Genomic DNA, 18,139 nt, shown 5'->3' on the forward strand with positions numbered 1-18,139 from the left:
CATCACGTGACTCATCTTCAGTCATGTCTTTACCTTCGGTAACGAATCGGGCAGCTTGTAGGTAAGAAGTACGGGCCGTACTCTTCAGACCTGGGCATCATTGAAGGACCGAAGAGAGCAGACGGGCTTTGGGTAGGACAGGAGCGCCCTGACCAGCTCACTCGACGCGGTGAGCTGGAAGTAGCACCATATGGGCGTTGCTGTCAGCGAGGCTTAACAACTGCAGTGTGTTCGGCGCCCTCACGCCGGTCACCCGGGAGGTTTACCGATGATCGCCACAGAGCTCGTCGCGCAGGTCGCGGCAGCCCTCCAGCAAGGCACCCTGGCCGCCCCCGAACCCAAGGGCATCAACACCGAAGGTGTCGTCACCTTCTTCGCCAGCAACATCGCACCGATCCTGCTGGCCATCCTGGGCATCATCTTCATCGGCCGGGCCAGCCGCGGTGAAATTTCCAAGGTCCTGACCAGCTCCGCGATCGCCATCGTCGGCCTCGCGTTCATCGCCGGCGCCGCGACGCTGTTCTTCGTCGGCGACTACCTCATCAGCCTCATCTTCACCTGAGGCAGCAGGCGGACATATGCGGCTGCGCACCGATGACGACATCTACCGGGCACGCCTGGTCTACCTGGGCCCGCCCGGATACACCCTGCCCATGCACCTGCCATATGCGCAGTACGGGATGTTCGTCCTCCTAGTGCCATTGTTCGTGTTTCTGCACTATCTGCTGACGTGGGAGTTCGACGCCTTCCCCGCCTGGGAGATCGCCCTGGCCATGGTCACGACGTCGTACGTGTTCCGGCACGTCGATCCGGACCGCCCCGCCCGGATGGTCATCCGTACTGCGCTCACCGACTGGCGCCGCACCCGCGAGCCCGCCGTCGAGCAGCGCGACCCGAGACTTGTCGCTACGCGCATCAGGGTTCGGGAGGAGTTGGTATGACCAGTTTCGCCTCTCATGCTGCATGCCCGAACGGGGCCCGTTCATGACCGCTACCCCACCGCCCGGGCATTCCCGCGCGGACGCCTCCTCTACGGGCAGGCAAAGTAACGGTGTGCGACCGGACAACTACTCTGCTGACGAGAATCAGGAGCAGGTGCCCGGTCCGGGACACGGTGCTGTGGCGGTCTTCCAGGCCCCGCAGCCGGTGCGGCCGCGTGTCAACGGCACGCCGCCGGTCGACCCGATGGACATCGATTCCCCGTTCCTCGACCTGTTCCCGGGGGGTCCCGCGCCTGCCTCGGGTCCGCCGGCCCAGGTGGAGCCACCAGCCGACGACCCGGACGTCGACTTCGACTTCGGGTTCGACTTCGACGGTGCCGACGAGCGCCGTCAGACGTCCGCGCCTCCGGCCACCTCACCCCCGACCGCCCCGCCTGCGTCTTCCCCGGCACCCGAGATTCATGCGTCCCCGCCGGCCGAGACCGATTCGTCCGTGCCGTCGCCGTTCGTTGCGGGGCCGTCGGCTCCGGAGCCGTTGGTTGCCCCGGCCCCGGGCGTCTTTCCCGCCGGCACGCGGCCGGCCGACGCGCCCGTCTCGCCGTTCATGCGGGCGCCCGTCGGACCCCAGGCCGACTTCTTCGACGAGCACGAGGCGCCGGAGTCCGACTTCGAGGACTGGCCCGAGGAGGCCCGCCCCGGCGCGCTGCCGGCCGTCGCCTCCCCACCCGTCGCGTCTCAGCCGCGACCGGTCTCGGCCCCGCCCGTGCAGTCGCCGCCGCTCTGGCAGACGGCTGCTCCCGGTGTGACGCCGGTCGGCGCGGTCGAGCCGTACGCCCCGGCTCTGCCTCCGGTGCCCGAGACGCACGCCGAGCTCCCGGCGACCATGCCGGAAAAGGCACCGGCAAAGCGTCGCGAGAAGGCGCCCGCCAAGCGCAAGAGCCGCAAGGAGCCCGCCAACCTCCCGGCGGTGCGCGAAAAGGCGTCACCGCTGCGGCCGCACAAGCTCAAGTTCAGCGACCGCGACCCGTCCATCGAGCTGGAGATCAGCGAGATCGCCGGGCACCTGACCTTCACCCAGAGCACCGTCACGGCCTGGTATTCCCTGCCCGAGGTGCGCTGGGCGTTCCGGCCCGACGCCGAGCGCGAGGCGCTGCTCTCCGCGATCTCCGAGCAGTACGCCGGCCTGGCCGGTTTCCGGCTGCACCTGCGCCGCACCAACCGCCCGTTCCCGGCCGACGAGTGGGCCCGCACGGTCGACTCGTTCACGGCGAAGCCCCTGCCCGACGTCAGCGGTGCGACGTCCTGGTCCGACCACCTGGTCGCGGCCCAGCGGCACCTGCTGTCGGTCAACCACGCCGAGGGCCAGACCTACCTCGGCGTGACCTTCGCCCGCCGCTCGCTCGGCGACACCTTCTCCGAACGCATCCTGCGGATGTTCGGCAAGGGCACCTCCGACGGGGAGCGCCGCAAGCTCGGCCGGACGGTCGAGCAGTTCGACGAGGTGCTGAACGCGTTCGGCATGCGTGGCCGCCGGGTCACCCCGCAGGAGCTGGAATGGCTGCTGTTCCGGTCGGTCGCCCTCTGCATGGCCCCTCCCGGCCCGCTCTCCCCGATCTCCAACGGACATTGGGAACGCGGTGACCTGCTGGCGCTGACCGAACAGGTCGAGCGCTACCGCACCCCGTATGGATCGACGGTCAAGCTGGTCAACCGCATGACCGGCGAGGAGCGGCACGTCGCCGTCCTCTCGGTGGGCCGCATGGAGCCGCTGGAGATCCCCGAGAAGCACGAGCCGTGGATGCACTTCCACGAGCGCCTGCCGTGGCCGATGGAGCTGTCGTCGCGCATCGACATCCTCGGCTCCAACAGCTCCTTCAAGAACCTCGAGCACCGCCTGCGGATGATCCGCTCGCAGCAGCTCGATTACGCCGAGCACGGCATCGACGCCCCGCCCGAGCTGGAACGTCTGGCCAAGCGCGCGCTGGTCATCGGCGACGAGATGACCACCGGCCTCCCGGTCGAGTCGGCCCGCGCCCACGGCTGGCACCGCATCGCCGTCGGCGGCCGCACCCGCGAGGAATGCCTCGAACGCGCCCGCCGCCTGATCCAGCTCTACTCCCGCGAGCTGCGCATCTCCCTGCAGCACCCGAAGAACCAGGACCAGCTGGCCCGCGAGTTCATCCCGGGCGAGCCGATCGCCAACACCGGCTACGTGCGCCGCATGCCGGTCAAGCTGCTCGCCGCGGCGCTGCCCCAGGCCGCGTCGACCGTCGGCGACCGCCGGGGCGACCTGATCGGGCGTACGGCGGGCACCTGCCGGCGGCCCGTCTTCCTCGACCTTCACTTCCCCATGGAGGTCCGCGAACGGTCCGGCCTCGGCGTCCTCGTGGCCGAGCCCGGTGGTGGCAAGTCGACCCTGATGGGCGCCCTCGGCTACCTGAACGCCCGCCGCGGCGTCCAGGTCACCCTGCTCGACCCGTCCGGCCCGCTGGCCCGGCTGTGCGCGATGCCGGAACTGAAGCCGTACTCGAGGGTCCTGAACCTGACCGGCTCGGAGCAGGGAACGCTGGCGCCCTATGCGCTGATCCCCACCCCGGTCCGCACCGAGTTCCCGACCGGCACCGGCGGCGACCGCGAGTACGAGATCGCCGTCTCGAACGCCCGCGCCGAACGCCGCATGCTGGTCCAGGACATCTGCTCGATGCTGGTCCCGCCCCAGGTCGCCAAGGAAGCCTCGACGGCAACGCTGCTGCGCCACGCGGTCCGGCAGGTCCCGGCCGAGGAGACGTCGACCCTCGATGACGTCGTCGCCACCCTGCAGTCCCTCGACGACAACGGCAAAGAGCTGGCCAACCTCCTGCTGGACACGGCCGAGATGCCCCTGGCGCTCCTGTTCTTCGGCCGCCCACCAGCACATCTTCTCGGCGCTGACTCGGCCCTCACGGTCATCACCATGGCCGGCCTGCGCCTGCCCGACCTGAAGATCGAACGCGAGTACTGGTCGGCCGAGGAATCCCTCGCCCTCCCGATGCTCCACACGGCCCACCGTCTGGCGGTCCGCCGCTGCTACGGCGGCTCGATGGCCTCCCGCAAGATGGTCGGCCTCGACGAGGCCCACTTCATGGAAGGCTGGCGCTCCGGCCGCTCGTTCCTGGTCCGCCTCGCCCGCGACTCCCGCAAGTGGAACCTCGCCGCGTTCGTCGCCTCCCAGAACCCCCGCGACATCCTGGGCCTCGACGTGCAAAACCTCGTGTCGACCGTCTTCGTCGGCCGCATCGCCGAAGACCAGGAAATCGCCTCCGAAGCCCTCCGCCTCCTCCGCGTGCCGGTCCACGACGGCTACGAAGCCACCCTGGCGTCGCTGTCCCAGGCCGACACCTCAACCTCCAACCGCCTCGGCTTCCGAGAATTTGTCATGCGAGATGTCGATGGACGAGTCCAAAAAGTCCGCGTAGACGTGTCATACGTAGACGGGCTGCTCGACTACCTCGACACCACGCCTGCGGCGGCCAAAGCAACGCCGACGGCACTCCCGTCTCTGTCCGACCTGGAGGTCTGAGATGGTACGGCGGACGTGCGCAATGGTTTTGACCATCATGGTGGCACTGGTGGCGAGCATCGCCTGGGCAGTGGCCGCCCCGTCCGCCGCAACCGCCGGCCCCCTCCAGGCCCCCGGCGGCGCCTGCAGCACCGAGGAATGGAAAAACGATCTCCGAGGCTGTGTGGACCGCCTCACCGACGTCGCCGGCGACCGGGCGGAGTGCCTGAAGCCCCCGACACCGAGTGCACCCGACTCGGGTCTGGCCGGCTGGTTCGCGGAGCGTCCGGAGTCGTCCACCAAGAACGGTCCGCAGGGCATCTACAGCCAGTACGGCTATGCGGGTTACAGCTACACCACCTATGACCTCGAGGGCGGCTGCGCCTCGACGCTGATCGACCCGGAGTACAAGTTCGAGACCACTGTCGCCAACGGCGAGTTCATGATCGCCACCGCGGTCATCGGTGCCTCGAACGCCCTGCGCGAGCGGGCCTGGGATCCGCAGGCGTTGTGGGGATGGGCCGACCCGCTGGTCGAGCAGGCCACGAAGGCCGTCTACGAGAAGGTCTTCAGCGTCTTCGGAGTCATCACTCTGGCCGTGGTGGGGTTGTATCTGATCTGGCGGTCGCAGCAGGCCGACATGGGAGCGGCGACAACAACCGCGGGCTGGGCCATCTTGGTCATGGTCGCGGTGACAGCGATCGCGGCCTGGCCGGTCAAGTCGGCCAACATCGCCGACCAGAGTTTGATCACCACTCTGGGCGTGGTCCATGATGCCGTCGGACCACGGCCACAAGACGGTGATGCCACCGCCGGATGCAAGCTCGGAAAAGCAGACGCATGCCAGGACAACCGGCCGCCGGCGGTGCGTGCCAGTGACACGGCGACCGACACGATGCTCTATCGCAACTGGCTGCGAGGGCTCCTCGGGTCAGCTGACAGCGTCACAGCTCAGAAGTACGGCCGGGCGCTCTACGACGCGCGGTCGTTCACCTGGGATGAAGCGCAAAAGATGCGCGACAACTCGGACACCCGGAAGCCGACCATCACTGCCAAGAACGAGCAGTGGGAAAAAGTCGCCCAGCAGATCCAGAACGAAGACCCAGAGGCCTACGAGTACCTCCGAGGTGTCAACGGGATGGATCGGGTCGGCGCGGGCTTCATCGCGGTTCTTGCGTCGATCATGTTCGCCATGTTCGACCTCACCGCCTCGCTCCTGGTGCTGCTCGGATTCCTGATCTTCCGGTGGGCAGTCATCGCGGCGCCGATTCTCGGCACCGTCGGGCTCCTGCGACCGGCGAGTTCCGGTATCCGCCGCCTTGCCAACGCCGTCGTGGCTGCGATCTTCAACATCGCGCTCTTCGGCACCGGCGCGGCCATCTATCTCTTCGCCGTAGACCTGATCATGAATACGGCCAGCCTGGCCGGCTGGCTGCAAGTGGTGCTCGTGTGGCTTTGTGGCGTGGTGGGCTGGCTGCTGCTGCGCCCGTACCGCCGGATCACCCAGCTCGGCGGCAAGGACAGCACCTCGGCGATCACCTCGGCCGGGTCCTGGCACCGCAGGTTCTTCCGCGACATGCGCGAGGCCGCCAAGCTGGATGTGGCCGATGCCGGTGGCACCAATGAACCGCGGATCGGCAAGAGCCGTGGTGTCTACGTGGAGCAGACCAACCTTCGGCCCGAGGCGCGACTCGAGGATCCGGCCCATGCCGCCCTCAGCCGGAACAATCCGGCGGCGCCCAGCCGCGAGGTCACCGCACCCGGTGGCCGCCCGGACGGGAACGAGTCGACACGCGACAGCGCTCCCAACCCGGATCACCGGCCGGTCCCGGTGACGGCCTCGGCCGCCAAACAGCGGCGCAGCTCCACCTGGACCGAGCCGGATGTGACCGAACGACCTGCCTCCTACGCGATCTATCGGCCGGAGACCGGGAGTACAACCCGCGAACCAGCCTCGCCCCGAGTGCGCACCGAGGCGAAGTGATCCGGGATGCCCAGGATTCTCGAGCGCAGCCTCACCGGTCTCTTCCGGTCCCGCTGGGGTGTCGCCGTGGTGATCGCCGTGCTGGTTCTGGCCGTGGTCGGTATCGGCCGGCTCTTCTCGGGCACCAATCCTCAACCGCCTCTGACTGATGCTGTTCCCACCGCACCCACGGTCAGCGTCGACCCGAGCCACGACGACGACGGTGTCATCGTCGACGACGAACCCCCGCCTGAGCCCAGCACCCGGCCAGGAACGGCGAAGCCAGAAGCCGTTGCCTACGCCTTTGCCTCGGCGTGGGTCGACCACAAAAACGTCTCCGCAAAAACATGGCACAACGCTCTGCTGCCGAACGCGACCAAGGATCTCGCGGATGAACTGGACGGCGTCGACCCGGCCGACGTGCCCGCCGATCGGGTCGTGGATCGCCCGACGCTCGTTCCGCTCGGTGACGGCCTGGTCAATGCAGTGATCACCGTCGACTCCGGCAAGCTCACCCTGCAGATGGTCGCACCCGACGGGCGTTGGCTGGTGGACGGCGTCGACTGGAACCGTTCATGAACGTCCCTAGGCCACGCAAGGTGGCGCTGCTGGTCGCCCTGGTGGCCACCCTCGCGTTGCTCTGCTGCGGCGGCAGCGTGAGTGCGCTGCTCCTCGGCGGGTTCGGAGACGACAGCGAGGATCTCAAGCTGACGTCAGCGGGCTGCGGTGCCGCCGGCCCGGTCGACCCGGAGTCCAAGCTGCCGCGCATCCGGCCCTACGGGCCCAACCAGATCAAGAATGCCGCGATCATCATCAATGTGGGCGCCAAGATGAAACTGCCGCCCCGGGCTTGGGTCATCGCGGTGGCGACGGCGATGCAGGAGTCGCGGCTCACCAACCTGGGCCATCTCGGCGAGCGCAACGACCATGACTCCTTGGGTCTGTTCCAGCAGCGGCCGAGCAGCGGCTGGGGAACGCCTGACGAGGTCACCGACCCGGAATACGCCGCGACGAAGTTCTACGAAAAGCTCAAGAAGGTCAAGAACTGGGACGACCTCCCGTTGACCCGCGCCGCGCAGCGCGTCCAGATCAGCGCCTATCCCAGCGCCTACGCAAAACACGAGCCGATCGCGACCCAGATCGTGAATGCGCTCGCGGACGGCGCAGCGAACGCTGTCGGCGATTCACTTTCGATGGTCTGCGCCTCGGCCGATCAGGTCTCCGCCTCCGGTTGGACCAACCCTCTCGCCAAGAACGGCAAGGGGAAACACAAGTCGGTGGTCGGATCGGGGTTCCGCACGGCGAGCCGGCCCTCCCACCAGGGCGTCGACCTGATCGTGGGCACCGGTACGCCGGTCCGATCGGTGGCGAGCGGTGTCGTTTCCCGGATCAAGTGCGACGAGACCTTCAGCGGGAAGAAGGACTGCGACGTCGCGGGCTATCCCGGCAAGGGTGGCTGTGGCTGGATGCTGGAGATCCGGCATGCTGGCAACATCATGACTCGTTACTGTCACCTCGTCGAACGGCCGGATCTGCAGGCCGGCCAGGAGGTTGCCGCCGGTCAGGTTGTGGGTCTCAGCGGCACGAGTGGTAACTCGTCGGGGCCTCACCTGCACTTCGAGGTACACCTCAACAATGACCGGTCCAGTAAGAGCGCGGTGGATCCGGTGCAGTTCATGGCCCAGCACGGGTCGCCGCTGGGCGGGGCGGGATGACCGGCGAATCAATTCCTGATCCATTCGCCGGATCCGAGTGGACGCAGGAACCCCCACGTCCCGTTGTGCCCACTCCGGCGACCATGGGTGGCCAGTTGCGCGGTCGGCGAGTCCTCATCGGGTTGCCCGGTCATGGCTGGCGAGCCGACCTCCGCGCCGACGAGAAGGTCGTGCAGGGCAGCCGGACCTATGTCCCGGTCATGCCCGAGGCGGAGTGGTACCGCGCCGAAGCCGAACAGACCGAGGTCTTCGCCCCCCTCGTTCCGGTTGAACGGGTCTGGGTGGAGGAACTGGGTATGGCGGGAACGCCGGCCAAACCCGGCGATGTGATGTCTCGACTGGTGTCTCTGGACGAGCCTCCGCGTCGCAATCCCGTTGCTGCCTTGGACGCCGATGCACTGACCGGCCACCGCGTTGTGCAGCTTCTTGAAGACGGTGGCGAACGACGCGAACTTCGAGCCGTCACGGAGTTGCACACCAGCGCCGAGGGCGACATCTGCGCCCGGGTCGCCACCGAACTCGACTGGTACCGGTGGGGTTGGAGCGGGCAGGCGCCACGCACACTCGAAGTACCGGTTCACCTGCTCTGGATCGAATGATCGGTCAGGGGATCGGGGTCGCTCCGCAAACTCGCCATCCGTCCTGGTCGACCATTGCGAACTGCCACGAATCGGTCGTTCGTTCGCTGCCATCAGCAATGATCCGGCGAACGTCGGTGGAAACGGTGGTCTTGCCTCCCTCTTCGCGCACAGTGAGGCTGGTCCAATCCACCCGGATCCCGATGGAAAAACGCTGCTCCCGACTCTGGATGTCGGTTCTGAAGGCATCGATCTGCGTCAGGTCCGCGCCTGACTTGCAGGTGAACAGAGCCGCTTCCTCATCGTTGCGGTTGACCAGGTAGGCGCGCAGGAAGCTGTCGACCACCGCGTCCGGTGCGGTTCGCTCGATTTTGGTGGCTTCGTCATAGAACGAAATAAATACTCCCACCCCGCCCAGGCACAGGAGCGCGAGGATTCCCGCGGCCATGGCCAGGAAGAGGCGCAGCCGGCGGTTTCGGGGTTTGGGGGGTGGGGGTACCTGCCCCGGCTGCGGGACCGCGGGCTGCGGGGGCGGGTTGGTGTGCTTCACAGCACCCAGATTAGTGCGTTCGGGGCGCAAGTTCCGCTGTGGACCGGTGCGTACGGGTGGATCGCTCCGGAGGGACCGGCCCGCCGGGTGGAAAGCGGCGCCCGTACTGGGAAGATTGGGCGGCGGGCCGTGCAAGGTACGGTTTGAGCGCACAGACGGAGGTGGGGCGGTGGAGTCGACGGGGCGTACCGATCAGGCCGCTGCCCTGCACCGCCAGGCGGAGGCTGCTGTCGAAGCTGCCGCGGCGGCTTTGGAGTCGCAGGCGCCTGCCGCCGCCGATTCGCTCGAGCAGCATCGGCTGGTCGAGGAGTTGCGGGTGGCGGCCGGTGAGCTGGCTCCTGGCTGGCTCGGGGCGCCGCTGGATGCGCAGTCGGCGAATACCCCGCTCGGGGGGAATTATCCGCCGCAGTTCGTGCGGCTCGGGGTGGCGCAGCCGCTGGACGACGCGCGTTTTCCTGCCGTGGTGCCGTTGCTCGGGACCGGGCATCTGACTGTTGACGCCGACGCGCGGGATCCGCGGGTGGCGGGGCTGTTGCGGAGTTTGCTGCTGCGGCTGCTGGCTGCCGCGCCCGCCGGGTCGTTGCTTGTCCGGGCCGTCGACTGCATGGGGGGCGGCACCGTGTTCTCCCCTTTTGCGGCGTTGGCGGATGCCGGCCTGTTGTCGCCGACGGCCACGGACCGCGACAAGCTCCGCGATGTACTGACCGAGGCCGAGAAGTGGCTGCGGCCCGTGCGGGGCAGTGCGGTGCGCCGGGGGCGGCGCGACCGCATGATGCTGCTGGTCATCGCGAGCCTGCCTGAGCTCACCGAGGGTGCCGACCTGGTACGGATCGCGGCGCTGGCGCAGCAGGGGCCCGAGTCCGGCCTGCACCTGATCGTGGCCGGTTGGCCGCCGCCGCCGTTGACCGCCGAGACGACGCAGGCGCCGTTGCCGCGGACGACGCAGGTGTCGCTGCGTAACCCGTACGCCGTGATCGGTAATCCGCCGGGGGTGACGTTCGGGTCGATCCCGGAGGCGGTCTGGTTGAACGCGCCGGTCTTCCTCGACGACGATCCGCCGCCACATCTGGTCGACACCGTCTGCCGGGAGCTGGCCGCACATTCGGCGGCGGCCTCGCAGGTGACGCTGGCCGATCTGTTGCCGGAGCCGTCCGAGGAGATCTGGAGCGGTGATGCCGCCGACGGGCTCGGGACGACCGTGGGGCACGACGGTGACACGCCGGTGGTGCTGCGCTTCAACGACTTGACTCCACACTGGATGGTCGGCGGGCGGTCCGGCGCCGGCAAGACCGCCTTCCTGATCAATGTCCTGTACGGCCTGGGCACCCGCTACAGCCCCGATGAGCTGGGGTTGTACCTGCTCGACTTCAAGGAGGGTGTCTCCTTCGCGGAGTTCGTGCCGACGCAGCGGGACCGCACCTGGCTGCCGCACGCGCGTGCGGTCGGTGTCGAGTCCGACCGGGAGTACGGCCTGGCCGTCCTGCGCGAGCTCGACGCGGAGATGACGCGGCGCTCGGTGGCGTACAAGCGGGCCGGGGTGACACGCTTCGCGGACCTGCGCGCGGTCGCCGCCGAGGAGGGCCGTGGCCGGCCGATGCCGCGGATTCTCTGTGTCATCGACGAGTTCCAGGTGCTGCTGGCCGGGAACGACCCGATGGCCGGTGAGGCGGTGCAGTTGCTGGAGTCGCTGGCGCGCAAGGGCCGGTCGTACGGCATCCACCTGATCCTGGCCAGCCAGACGGTCCTCGGCGTCGAGGCCCTGTACGCCAAACGTGACTCGATCTTCGGGCAGTTCCCGGTGCGGATCGCGCTGCCCGGCGGCGGGGACGTGCTGGAGCCCACGAACGACTCAGCGGCCGGGCTGCCGCTGGGCACCGCGGTCATCAACACCGCCGGCGGGCTGGGCGGGCCGCGGGGTGCCACGCGCGGCCACGAACGCATCGTGCGGTTCCCCGATCCGCATGCCGACCGCGCCGTGCTCAGCGACCTGCGGCACAAGCTCTGGGGTGCCCGCGATCCCGAGTCCGCCGCGCCGCGCATCTTCGCCGGTTACGCCCATCAGCATCTGGCCGACGACCCGACCTACCGGGCCGCGCTCGCGGGCCGGGCCGGGCGTCCCGCCGCGCTGGTCGGCCGGGTCATCGACGTCAACCTGTCGACCGCCACGTTCCCGCTCGACGCGTCGCCGGGGCGGCACCTGGCCATCTTCGGGTCGCGGCCGGACGGTGCTCAGGTGCTCGAGGCCGCCGCACGCAGCGTTGCCGCGTTCCACTCACCGCGTACGGCAAGGTTTGTGATCTCGTCCTTGGTCGCTGAGGGTGACGAGATCGCGAAGGATCTGGCGGTCGAGATCGGGCACCGCCAGGAGGTCGTCGTGGTCGACGCGGCCGGGCTGGCCGCGGAGATGGACCTGGAACGGCCCGGCTACCGGATCGTGTTCGGCATGGACGCGATCAGCCCGGGCACCCTGCCGAGGCTGCGACAGGTGCTGCGGGAGGGTCCGAGCCGCGGCGTGCACCTGTTGTCGTGGTGGCGTGGGCTGCGCCGGTTCAGCGAGGAGACGGGTGGCAGCGCGGGCCGGGAGGACGTCGCCGGTCTGGTCTTCCTGAACATTCCGGGGCAGGACGTGTGTCTGATGCTGGGCAAGTCGCTGGACTGGCAACCGCGGGAAAATCGCGCGCTGCTGCACGACCGGCACACCGACCGGACCTCGACGGTCGTGCCGTTTGTCGAGCCCGAGAGTGACGCCGCGTGACTGACGAGCAAGGCCCCTGGGCCGACTATGTGGCGGCCGCGCAGCGTCTCGACGCCGTGCGGCGGGCCGCGACCACCGCGGCGAGCGAGCAGGTCGCGACGGTCCAGGCCGCCCAGCAGGAGCTCGCTTCGGTACGCGCACGTCTGGCACCGCAGCACGCCCGCCTGATGCAGGACCTCGGTGTGCCGGCTGCCACGCTGACACCCCAACCGGCCGAGCAGGCGCTGGCGGCCCAGAGTGTCGCCGCGGGCCCGGAGGCCATCCTGGCGGTGTTGCGGCAGGCCCGTGGCACCGCGGACGCGGCCGACGCGGCGATGCTGCAGTCAGGCGCGGCGACCCCGTGGCGGCCGTGGGCGCGCAACCTTCTCGTCTACGGCCCGTTCGCGGCGGCCGTGCTGATCGTCCAGATCGTGCTGTACCTGGTCGCACCGTCCGGCTCGCTGCCCACCTACGCGTTGCTGTGCGGGCTGAGCATGCCGCTGCTCGCGTTCGGGCTGGGCTGGCTCACGATCGGTTTTGTCTACGGTGGCGGCCAGGCGAAGGTCGACCGTACGCCGCTCGTCGGCGCGATCGCGTGCCTGACGCCGGTGCTGCTGACCTGCATGGGCGTGGGACTGCTCGCATTTATCCGGTAGAGGTGGGGAGCTGAGATGGCCAGCGTCGAAGAGGTCAAGGCGAACGTGGCCGCGTCGGTGGACGGCACCCAGCGGGCCGTGGCGAGCATTCTGCAGGTGTCGGACCAGCTCGACGAGGCCCTGACCCGTCTGCGGATGACGGCGATCGGCTCGTTCCACCCGTCGATCGCCATGGCGATCGCGCAGCTGGAGCAGGCCCGCAACCGCCTCGACGAGGCGCAGACGCTGGCTCGGTCCGCGATGGACAGCGCCGACGCCTACCGCATGATCGTCTAGGCCGGGTCCGGCAGAGCCGCGGTGAGGTCGACCTCGATCAGCTGGCCCTTGTAGCCGAGCGCGGCCACCCCGAGCAGCGTGCTGGCCGTGGTGAACGCGGGGGCCAGCTCGGAGGCGAGCAGCCGGTCCCAGACGCCGGCGAGGACCGAACTGTCGGTGCTGACGACGTAGACGATCGAGCGGGCCACGTCGGACGGCTGGGCGGCGGCCGCGGCGAGCACGGCGAGGCAGTTGGTGATGACCTGGTCGGTCTGCGCTTCGTAGTCGCCCGGACTGCCGACAACCTGGCCGGAGAGGTCGAGCGGGCACTGCCCGGCGAGATGGGCGAGGCGGCCGGCCGACGTGATCGTCACGTGGCTGTAGCCCGACGGCTCGTGCACGGTGGAGGGATTGAACTTCGAAAGCATCGGGCCAGTATGGCGAAACGGGCGCAGATCAGCGCGCGTTTATCAGCGCCATCGCCTCGGCGCGGACCTTGCCGTCGCGCTGGAACGCACCTCGCACCGCCGAGGTGACCGTGCGGGCGCCGACCTTGCGGATGCCCCGCATCTCCATGCAGAGGTGCTCGCACTCGAGGACGACGATCACGCCGCGCGGGCTGAGCTTTTCCATCAACAGGTCGGCGATCTGCGAGGTGAGCCGCTCCTGCACCTGGGGCCGCCGGGCGAAGACCTCGACGAGCCGGGCGAGTTTCGACAGGCCCGTGATGCGGCCGTCGACACCCGGGATGTAACCGACGTGGGCAACACCCTTGAACGGCAGCAGGTGGTGCTCGCAGAGACTCATCAGCTCGATGTCGCGGACGAGCACGAGCTCCTCGTGGTTCGCCTCGAACGTCGTGGTGAGCACCTTCGCGGGGTCGACCCGCAGGCCGGCGAACAACTCCGCATAAGCCCGGGCGACCCGGGCCGGCGTACGGATCAGACCGTCGCGGTCCGGGTCCTCACCGATGGCGATGAGGATCTCCCGGACCGCTTTCTCGATGCGGGCCAGGTCGACGGCCTGCTCGACCGGCGTACCGGTGAGCTTGCCGTCGACCAGACGCGCGGCGAGGTAGTCAGGCTCGTCGGAGTCGCTGGGCTCCGTCGCGCTGCCGTCGGTGATCAGAGGTTGCCTTCCACCGAGCCGTTCGGCGTCGAACCCGTGCTCGGGCTGCCGCCGCCGACGGCGACCTGACCGTCGGCCTCAGCCTGCGCCTTGAGCTTGTCGCGCTCGGCGGGGGTGAGGACCGGCGGTGCCTCGGACGGGAGGCGCTTGCCGAAGCCGTTGAAGGGTGCCATCGGAGGACGCTTCTGCACGCGGGCGCAGATGCGGTTCATGTCCTCCTGGGTGATGGTCTCCTTCTCGATCAGCTCGAGCACCATGTTGTCGAGGACGTCGCGGTACTCGACCAGGATCTCCCAGGCCTCGTCGTGGGCCAGCTCGATCAGCGCCCGGACCTCGGAGTCGATGTCCGCGGCGACCGAGTCGGAGTAGTCCTTCTCGTGGCCCATGTTGCGGCCCATGAACGGCTCGTCGCCGCTGGTGCCGTACTTGACCGCACCGAGCTTCGAACTCATGCCGTACTGGGTGACCATGGCACGGGCCAGGCCGGACGCCTTCTCGATGTCGTTGCCGGCACCGGTGGTGGGCTCGTGGAAGACGAGCTCCTCCGCGGCCCGGCCACCGAGGGCGTACGCCAGGGTGTCGATCATCTCGGCACGGGTCTGGGTGTACTTGTCCTCGGTCGGCAGGACCAGGGTGTGCCCGAGCGAGCGGCCACGGGGAAGGATCGTCACCTTGTGCACGGGGGCCGAGTGCGGCAGCGCGTACGCCACCAGCGCGTGCCCGCCCTCGTGGTAGGCGGTGATCTTCTTCTCGTTGTCGCTCATGGCACGGGTGCGCCGCTCCGGGCCGGCGATGACCCGGTCGATCGACTCCTCGAGGAAGTAGTTCGAGATGGCCCGCTTGTCGTTGCGGGCGGTCAGCAGCGCGGCCTCGTTGATCACGTTGGCCAGGTCGGCACCCGAGAATCCGGGGGTCCGCCGGGCGACCGAGTCGAGGTCGACGTCGGGCGTGAACGGCTTGCCCTTGGCGTGCACCCGCAGGATGGCCTTGCGGCCTTCCATGTCGGGGTTGTCCACCGGGATCTGCCGGTCGAACCGGCCCGGGCGCAGCAGCGCCGGGTCGAGGATGTCCGGCCGGTTGGTGGCGGCGATGAGGATGACGCCACCCTTGGTGTCGAAGCCGTCCATCTCGACGAGCAGCTGGTTGAGCGTCTGCTCGCGCTCGTCGTGACCGCCGCCCATGCCGGCACCGCGGTGGCGGCCGACAGCGTCGATCTCGTCGACGAAGACGATGGCCGGGGCGTTGGCCTTGGCCTGCTCGAAGAGGTCGCGGACCCGGCTCGCACCGACACCGACGAACATCTCGACGAAGTCCGAACCGGAGATCGAGTAGAACGGCACGCCGGCCTCACCCGCGACGGCTCGCGCCAGCAGGGTCTTACCCGTACCGGGCTGGCCGAAGAGCAGCACGCCCTTGGGGATCTTGGCGCCGAGTGCCTGGTACTTGGCGGGGTTCTGGAGGAAGTCCTTGATCTCGTGGAGTTCCTCGACGGCCTCGTCGGCACCCGCCACGTCGGCGAAGGTCGTCTTCGGCATGTCCTTGGTCAGCATCTTGGCCTTGGACTTGCCGAAATTGAGGACCCGGGAGCCGCCACCCTGCATCTGCGACATGAACAGCAGCAGCAGGATGACCAGAATGGCGATCGGCAGCAGGTTGACCAGGAGGCTCAGCAGAATGCTGTCCCCGGACACCTTGGCGTCGATCGTGCCGGTGATCCGGCCCGCGGTCTTGGCCTCCTGGACGTCGTTCCAGACCTCATCCGTCAGTTCGTACGGATACTGGGTCTCGATCTTGTCCGTGGACTTGCCGTCGAACCGTTCCGGTGTCGCCAGTTCGAGCTGGAGCGTCTGCTCCTTGTCCTCCTGGATGACCTTCTTGATGCCGGGCTGGTTGAGTCGCTCGAGGACGACCGAAGTATCAACTCGCTGGTAGCTCGGACCACTGGTGAAGAATGAGCTCAGCGCAATCGCACCGATGATCACCAGAATGATCCAGACCACCGGGCGGCGGAAGAAACGCGTACGTTCCATACTGTTGTCGGGCGCCTGATGCGCCCGGACCCTCCTGATCGGCGTCCTGGTCACCTGGGTTGACGAGTCCCCGTCACCGGGCGCCGTCGCAGGCATCCGGATCGCGGAGACGCTGCCGTTTCAATAGCCTGAGGCCGCTCCGGCAAACCACACCGTCGCGACCGCTACCGATCCGACCCCTCCGGCGCTCGTGACACTGCGCCATCGGTCACTCGACCGTACACCGTGGGTGCCGCTCGCGACTGCGTCAGCCCGGGCTGCGGAACCCTCACGATCACCGCCCGTTCATCCCGACGGCGCCGCCAAATACCTACAAAGGCGGACAATACAGCGCACCGTCTGACCGAACACCCGATTTCTGAGAGTCGGCTGGGAGTACGTTCAGCTACGGGCGTACACCTCGGGTTTGAGCACTCCGACGTACGGAACCTCGCGGTAGCGCTCGGAGAAGTCGAGTCCGTAGCCGACCACGAACTCGCTGGGGATGTCGAAGCCGACGTACTTGGTCGGCACCGGCACCTTGATCGCGTCGGGCTTGCGGAACAGCGCCACGACCTCGACACTCTCCGGCTGACGCGACTGCAGGTACTTCATCAGCCAGGACAGGGTGAGACCGGAGTCGACGATGTCCTCGACGATCACGACGTGCCGGCCGGTGATGTCGCGGTCCAGGTCCTTGAGGATGCGCACCACCCCGGAGGACGTGGTCCCCGAGCCGTACGACGAGACGGCCATGAACTCCATCTCGGAAGAAGGGCCCTGCCGGCCCAGCGCACGCGCAAAATCCGCCATGAACATGACCGCGCCCTTGAGCACGCAGACCAGCAGGATGCCGCCCTCGGCGTCCGCGTAGTCCGCGGCGACCTGCTTGGCGAGCTCTTCGGTCTTCTCGCGGATCTGCTCCTCGGAGATGATCACGCGGTCGATGTCGGCGTCGTACCAGGAGCCGTCTGCCATGCGCCTAGCGTGCCGTATGAAGATGGCCTCGCGTGGCCGGGGGCTGCGGTCCGTGCCCGGACAAGCGCAGGTTATGGGGTGAATCCCCCCAAGAAGTCGGCGGTAGCACCACAGACCGTGACAACTGTCACAGGGCAACCCGGACGAGGTGACCCTCCCGGCGCCCGACGACGATCCCGTCGGGCAACGAGGTCGGCCCTTGCCCGTGCCACGCCGTGACCAGGGCGTCGAGGGCGACGACGTGCCGATGGGCCAAGGCCGAACCGGGCGCGCCCAGCTCCTTGGCCCAGGCGTGGAGCACACGGCTCCGGATCGCGGCCGGCAGCGCGGCCAGCGCCGGGACCGGCAGGCCGGCCGGGGTCCGCACGGCGGCCAGGGCCTCGGCAGCGGCCGCGTCCAGGTAGTCGACGTCCGCGGCGACCAGCGCGGCCGTCCGGGCGAGGTTGGCGACCACGGCCGGGCCGAGGGCCGCGATCAGCGCCGGCAGAGCATCGGCCCGCACCCGGGCCCGGGTGTAGGCCGGGTCGGCATTGTGCGGGTCGTCCCAGGCAGCGAGCCCGAGGGCGGCGCAGGCTTTGCGGGTGTCGGCGCGGGTCACGTCGAGCAGCGGACGCACGAACACACCCTTGCGGAACGGCATCCCGGACAGTCCCCGCGGGCCGCCGCCGCGGGCGAGGGCCAGCAGCACGGTCTCGGCCTGGTCGTCGCGGGTGTGCCCCAGCAGGACCGTGCCGGCGGTGTTTCGCTCGGCCGCGGAGGAAAGCGCCTCGTAGCGGGCGTCCCGCGCGGCCGCCTCCGGCCCGCCGGGTCGGCCGCCCACGTCGACGGTCGCGACCTCGACCGGGTCCAGGCCGACGGACCGTCCCCACTCCGCCACTGCTGCGGCACGGGCGGCCGAGCCGTCCTGCAGGCCGTGATCGACCGTGACCAGTCCGGCCCGGATGCCCAGACGCGGGGCGACGAAAGCCGTCGCGGCGGCCAGGGCCAGCGAGTCCGCCCCGCCCGAGCAGGCGACGAGGACGGACCCGGACGGGCCGAGAGCCCGCCGCACGGCAGTGCGGATGGTCGCTACCGGAGGCGGGATCCTGGCCATC

At 68.9% G+C, this 18,139-nt stretch carries 16 protein-coding genes; 10 read left to right on the top strand and 6 right to left on the bottom strand.

The genetic code is table 11. The annotated features are described in order from the left end of the window. Window positions 1-268 precede the first annotated feature (268 nt). The 7 genes from AFR_RS41685 (at window position 269) to AFR_RS41715 (ending at window position 8,756) form a co-directional block, all read left to right on the top strand. Window positions 269-562: a hypothetical protein gene (locus AFR_RS41685; protein WP_023562881.1), complete on the top strand. Its 294-nt coding sequence runs from the start codon at window positions 269-271 to the stop codon at window positions 560-562. 16 nt (window positions 563-578) lie between these two features. Then, window positions 579-941 (top strand): hypothetical protein, encoded by a 363-nt coding sequence (locus tag AFR_RS41690; RefSeq protein ID WP_023562882.1) that lies wholly within the window; start codon window positions 579-581, stop codon window positions 939-941. Between the two features lie 112 nt (window positions 942-1,053). Beyond that, window positions 1,054-4,500 (top strand): ATP-binding protein, encoded by a 3,447-nt coding sequence (locus AFR_RS41695; protein WP_023562883.1) that lies wholly within the window; start codon window positions 1,054-1,056, stop codon window positions 4,498-4,500. A 1-nt stretch (window position 4,501) separates the two neighbouring features. Continuing rightward, window positions 4,502-6,463, top strand: a complete 1,962-nt coding sequence (locus AFR_RS41700; protein ID WP_041841560.1) for a DMT family transporter — start codon at window positions 4,502-4,504, stop codon at window positions 6,461-6,463. 66 nt (window positions 6,464-6,529) lie between these two features. Continuing rightward, the gene (locus AFR_RS41705; RefSeq protein ID WP_238547202.1) at window positions 6,530-7,021 is read left to right on the top strand and encodes a hypothetical protein; all 492 of its coding nucleotides are present in this window, start codon (window positions 6,530-6,532) and stop codon (window positions 7,019-7,021) included. Further along, on the top strand, window positions 7,018-8,157 hold the full coding sequence (locus AFR_RS41710) for a M23 family metallopeptidase (protein WP_041841561.1): 1,140 nt from the start codon (window positions 7,018-7,020) through the stop codon (window positions 8,155-8,157). The genes AFR_RS41705 and AFR_RS41710 overlap by 4 nt, the downstream gene beginning before the upstream one ends. Further along, complete coding sequence (locus AFR_RS41715; RefSeq protein WP_041841562.1) at window positions 8,154-8,756, top strand: hypothetical protein; 603 nt, start codon at window positions 8,154-8,156, stop codon at window positions 8,754-8,756. Before AFR_RS41710 ends, AFR_RS41715 begins: the two co-directional genes overlap by 4 nt. Window positions 8,757-8,760: 4 nt before the next feature. On the opposite strand, the gene AFR_RS41720 is transcribed toward AFR_RS41715, so the two are convergent. Then, complete coding sequence (locus AFR_RS41720; RefSeq protein WP_238547203.1) at window positions 8,761-9,285, bottom strand: hypothetical protein; 525 nt, start codon at window positions 9,283-9,285, stop codon at window positions 8,761-8,763. Between the two features lie 169 nt (window positions 9,286-9,454). Between AFR_RS41720 and AFR_RS41725 the strand changes: the two genes are divergently transcribed. The 3 genes from AFR_RS41725 to AFR_RS41735 are packed head-to-tail and all read left to right on the top strand — an operon-like array spanning window position 9,455 to window position 12,951. Beyond that, window positions 9,455-12,040: an FtsK/SpoIIIE domain-containing protein gene (locus tag AFR_RS41725; RefSeq protein WP_023562889.1), complete on the top strand. Its 2,586-nt coding sequence runs from the start codon at window positions 9,455-9,457 to the stop codon at window positions 12,038-12,040. Then, the gene (locus AFR_RS41730; protein ID WP_023562890.1) at window positions 12,037-12,675 is read left to right on the top strand and encodes a hypothetical protein; all 639 of its coding nucleotides are present in this window, start codon (window positions 12,037-12,039) and stop codon (window positions 12,673-12,675) included. Before AFR_RS41725 ends, AFR_RS41730 begins: the two co-directional genes overlap by 4 nt. Window positions 12,676-12,690: 15 nt before the next feature. After that, entirely contained in the window at window positions 12,691-12,951 is a 261-nt protein-coding gene (locus tag AFR_RS41735) for a hypothetical protein (RefSeq protein WP_023562891.1), read from the top strand. Here AFR_RS41735 and AFR_RS41740 read toward each other — a convergent pair. The 5 genes from AFR_RS41740 to tilS form a co-directional block, all read right to left on the bottom strand. Continuing rightward, window positions 12,948-13,358 carry a RidA family protein gene (locus tag AFR_RS41740; protein WP_023562892.1) on the bottom strand — a complete coding sequence of 137 codons (411 nt, stop codon included), beginning with the start codon at window positions 13,356-13,358 and terminating at the stop codon, window positions 12,948-12,950. The two genes, AFR_RS41735 and AFR_RS41740, sit on opposite strands and share 4 nt — an antisense overlap. A gap of 28 nt (window positions 13,359-13,386) precedes the next feature. Then, entirely contained in the window at window positions 13,387-14,058 is a 672-nt protein-coding gene (gene folE / locus AFR_RS41745) for a GTP cyclohydrolase I FolE (protein WP_438829965.1), read from the bottom strand. Then, window positions 14,055-16,088 carry an ATP-dependent zinc metalloprotease FtsH gene (ftsH, locus tag AFR_RS41750; protein ID WP_023562894.1) on the bottom strand — a complete coding sequence of 678 codons (2,034 nt, stop codon included), beginning with the start codon at window positions 16,086-16,088 and terminating at the stop codon, window positions 14,055-14,057. Before ftsH ends, folE begins: the two co-directional genes overlap by 4 nt. Before the next feature lie 381 nt (window positions 16,089-16,469). Continuing rightward, window positions 16,470-17,045, bottom strand: a complete 576-nt coding sequence (gene hpt / locus AFR_RS41755) for a hypoxanthine phosphoribosyltransferase (protein ID WP_023562895.1) — start codon at window positions 17,043-17,045, stop codon at window positions 16,470-16,472. Between the two features lie 127 nt (window positions 17,046-17,172). Further along, window positions 17,173-18,138: a tRNA lysidine(34) synthetase TilS gene (gene tilS / locus AFR_RS41760; RefSeq protein WP_041841564.1), complete on the bottom strand. Its 966-nt coding sequence runs from the start codon at window positions 18,136-18,138 to the stop codon at window positions 17,173-17,175. Window position 18,139 lies beyond the last annotated feature (1 nt).

The sequence above is a fragment of the Amorphoplanes friuliensis DSM 7358 genome (assembly GCF_000494755.1).
GTDB lineage: Bacteria > Actinomycetota > Actinomycetes > Mycobacteriales > Micromonosporaceae > Actinoplanes > Actinoplanes friuliensis.

Excerpts from the sequence above, each read along its gene's own strand:
- AFR_RS41700 (WP_041841560.1), top strand. The coding sequence starts at position 4,502 with ATGGTACGGCGGACGTGCGCAATGGTTTTGACCATCATGGTGGCACTG.
- hpt (WP_023562895.1), bottom strand. The coding sequence starts at position 17,045 with ATGGCAGACGGCTCCTGGTACGACGCCGACATCGACCGCGTGATCATC.
- AFR_RS41740 (WP_023562892.1), bottom strand. The coding sequence starts at position 13,358 with ATGCTTTCGAAGTTCAATCCCTCCACCGTGCACGAGCCGTCGGGCTAC.
- AFR_RS41685 (WP_023562881.1), top strand. The coding sequence starts at position 269 with ATGATCGCCACAGAGCTCGTCGCGCAGGTCGCGGCAGCCCTCCAGCAA.
- AFR_RS41735 (WP_023562891.1), top strand. The coding sequence starts at position 12,691 with ATGGCCAGCGTCGAAGAGGTCAAGGCGAACGTGGCCGCGTCGGTGGAC.
- AFR_RS41715 (WP_041841562.1), top strand. The coding sequence starts at position 8,154 with ATGACCGGCGAATCAATTCCTGATCCATTCGCCGGATCCGAGTGGACG.
- tilS (WP_041841564.1), bottom strand. The coding sequence starts at position 18,138 with ATGGCCAGGATCCCGCCTCCGGTAGCGACCATCCGCACTGCCGTGCGG.
- AFR_RS41710 (WP_041841561.1), top strand. The coding sequence starts at position 7,018 with ATGAACGTCCCTAGGCCACGCAAGGTGGCGCTGCTGGTCGCCCTGGTG.
- AFR_RS41690 (WP_023562882.1), top strand. The coding sequence starts at position 579 with ATGCGGCTGCGCACCGATGACGACATCTACCGGGCACGCCTGGTCTAC.
- ftsH (WP_023562894.1), bottom strand. The coding sequence starts at position 16,088 with ATGGAACGTACGCGTTTCTTCCGCCGCCCGGTGGTCTGGATCATTCTG.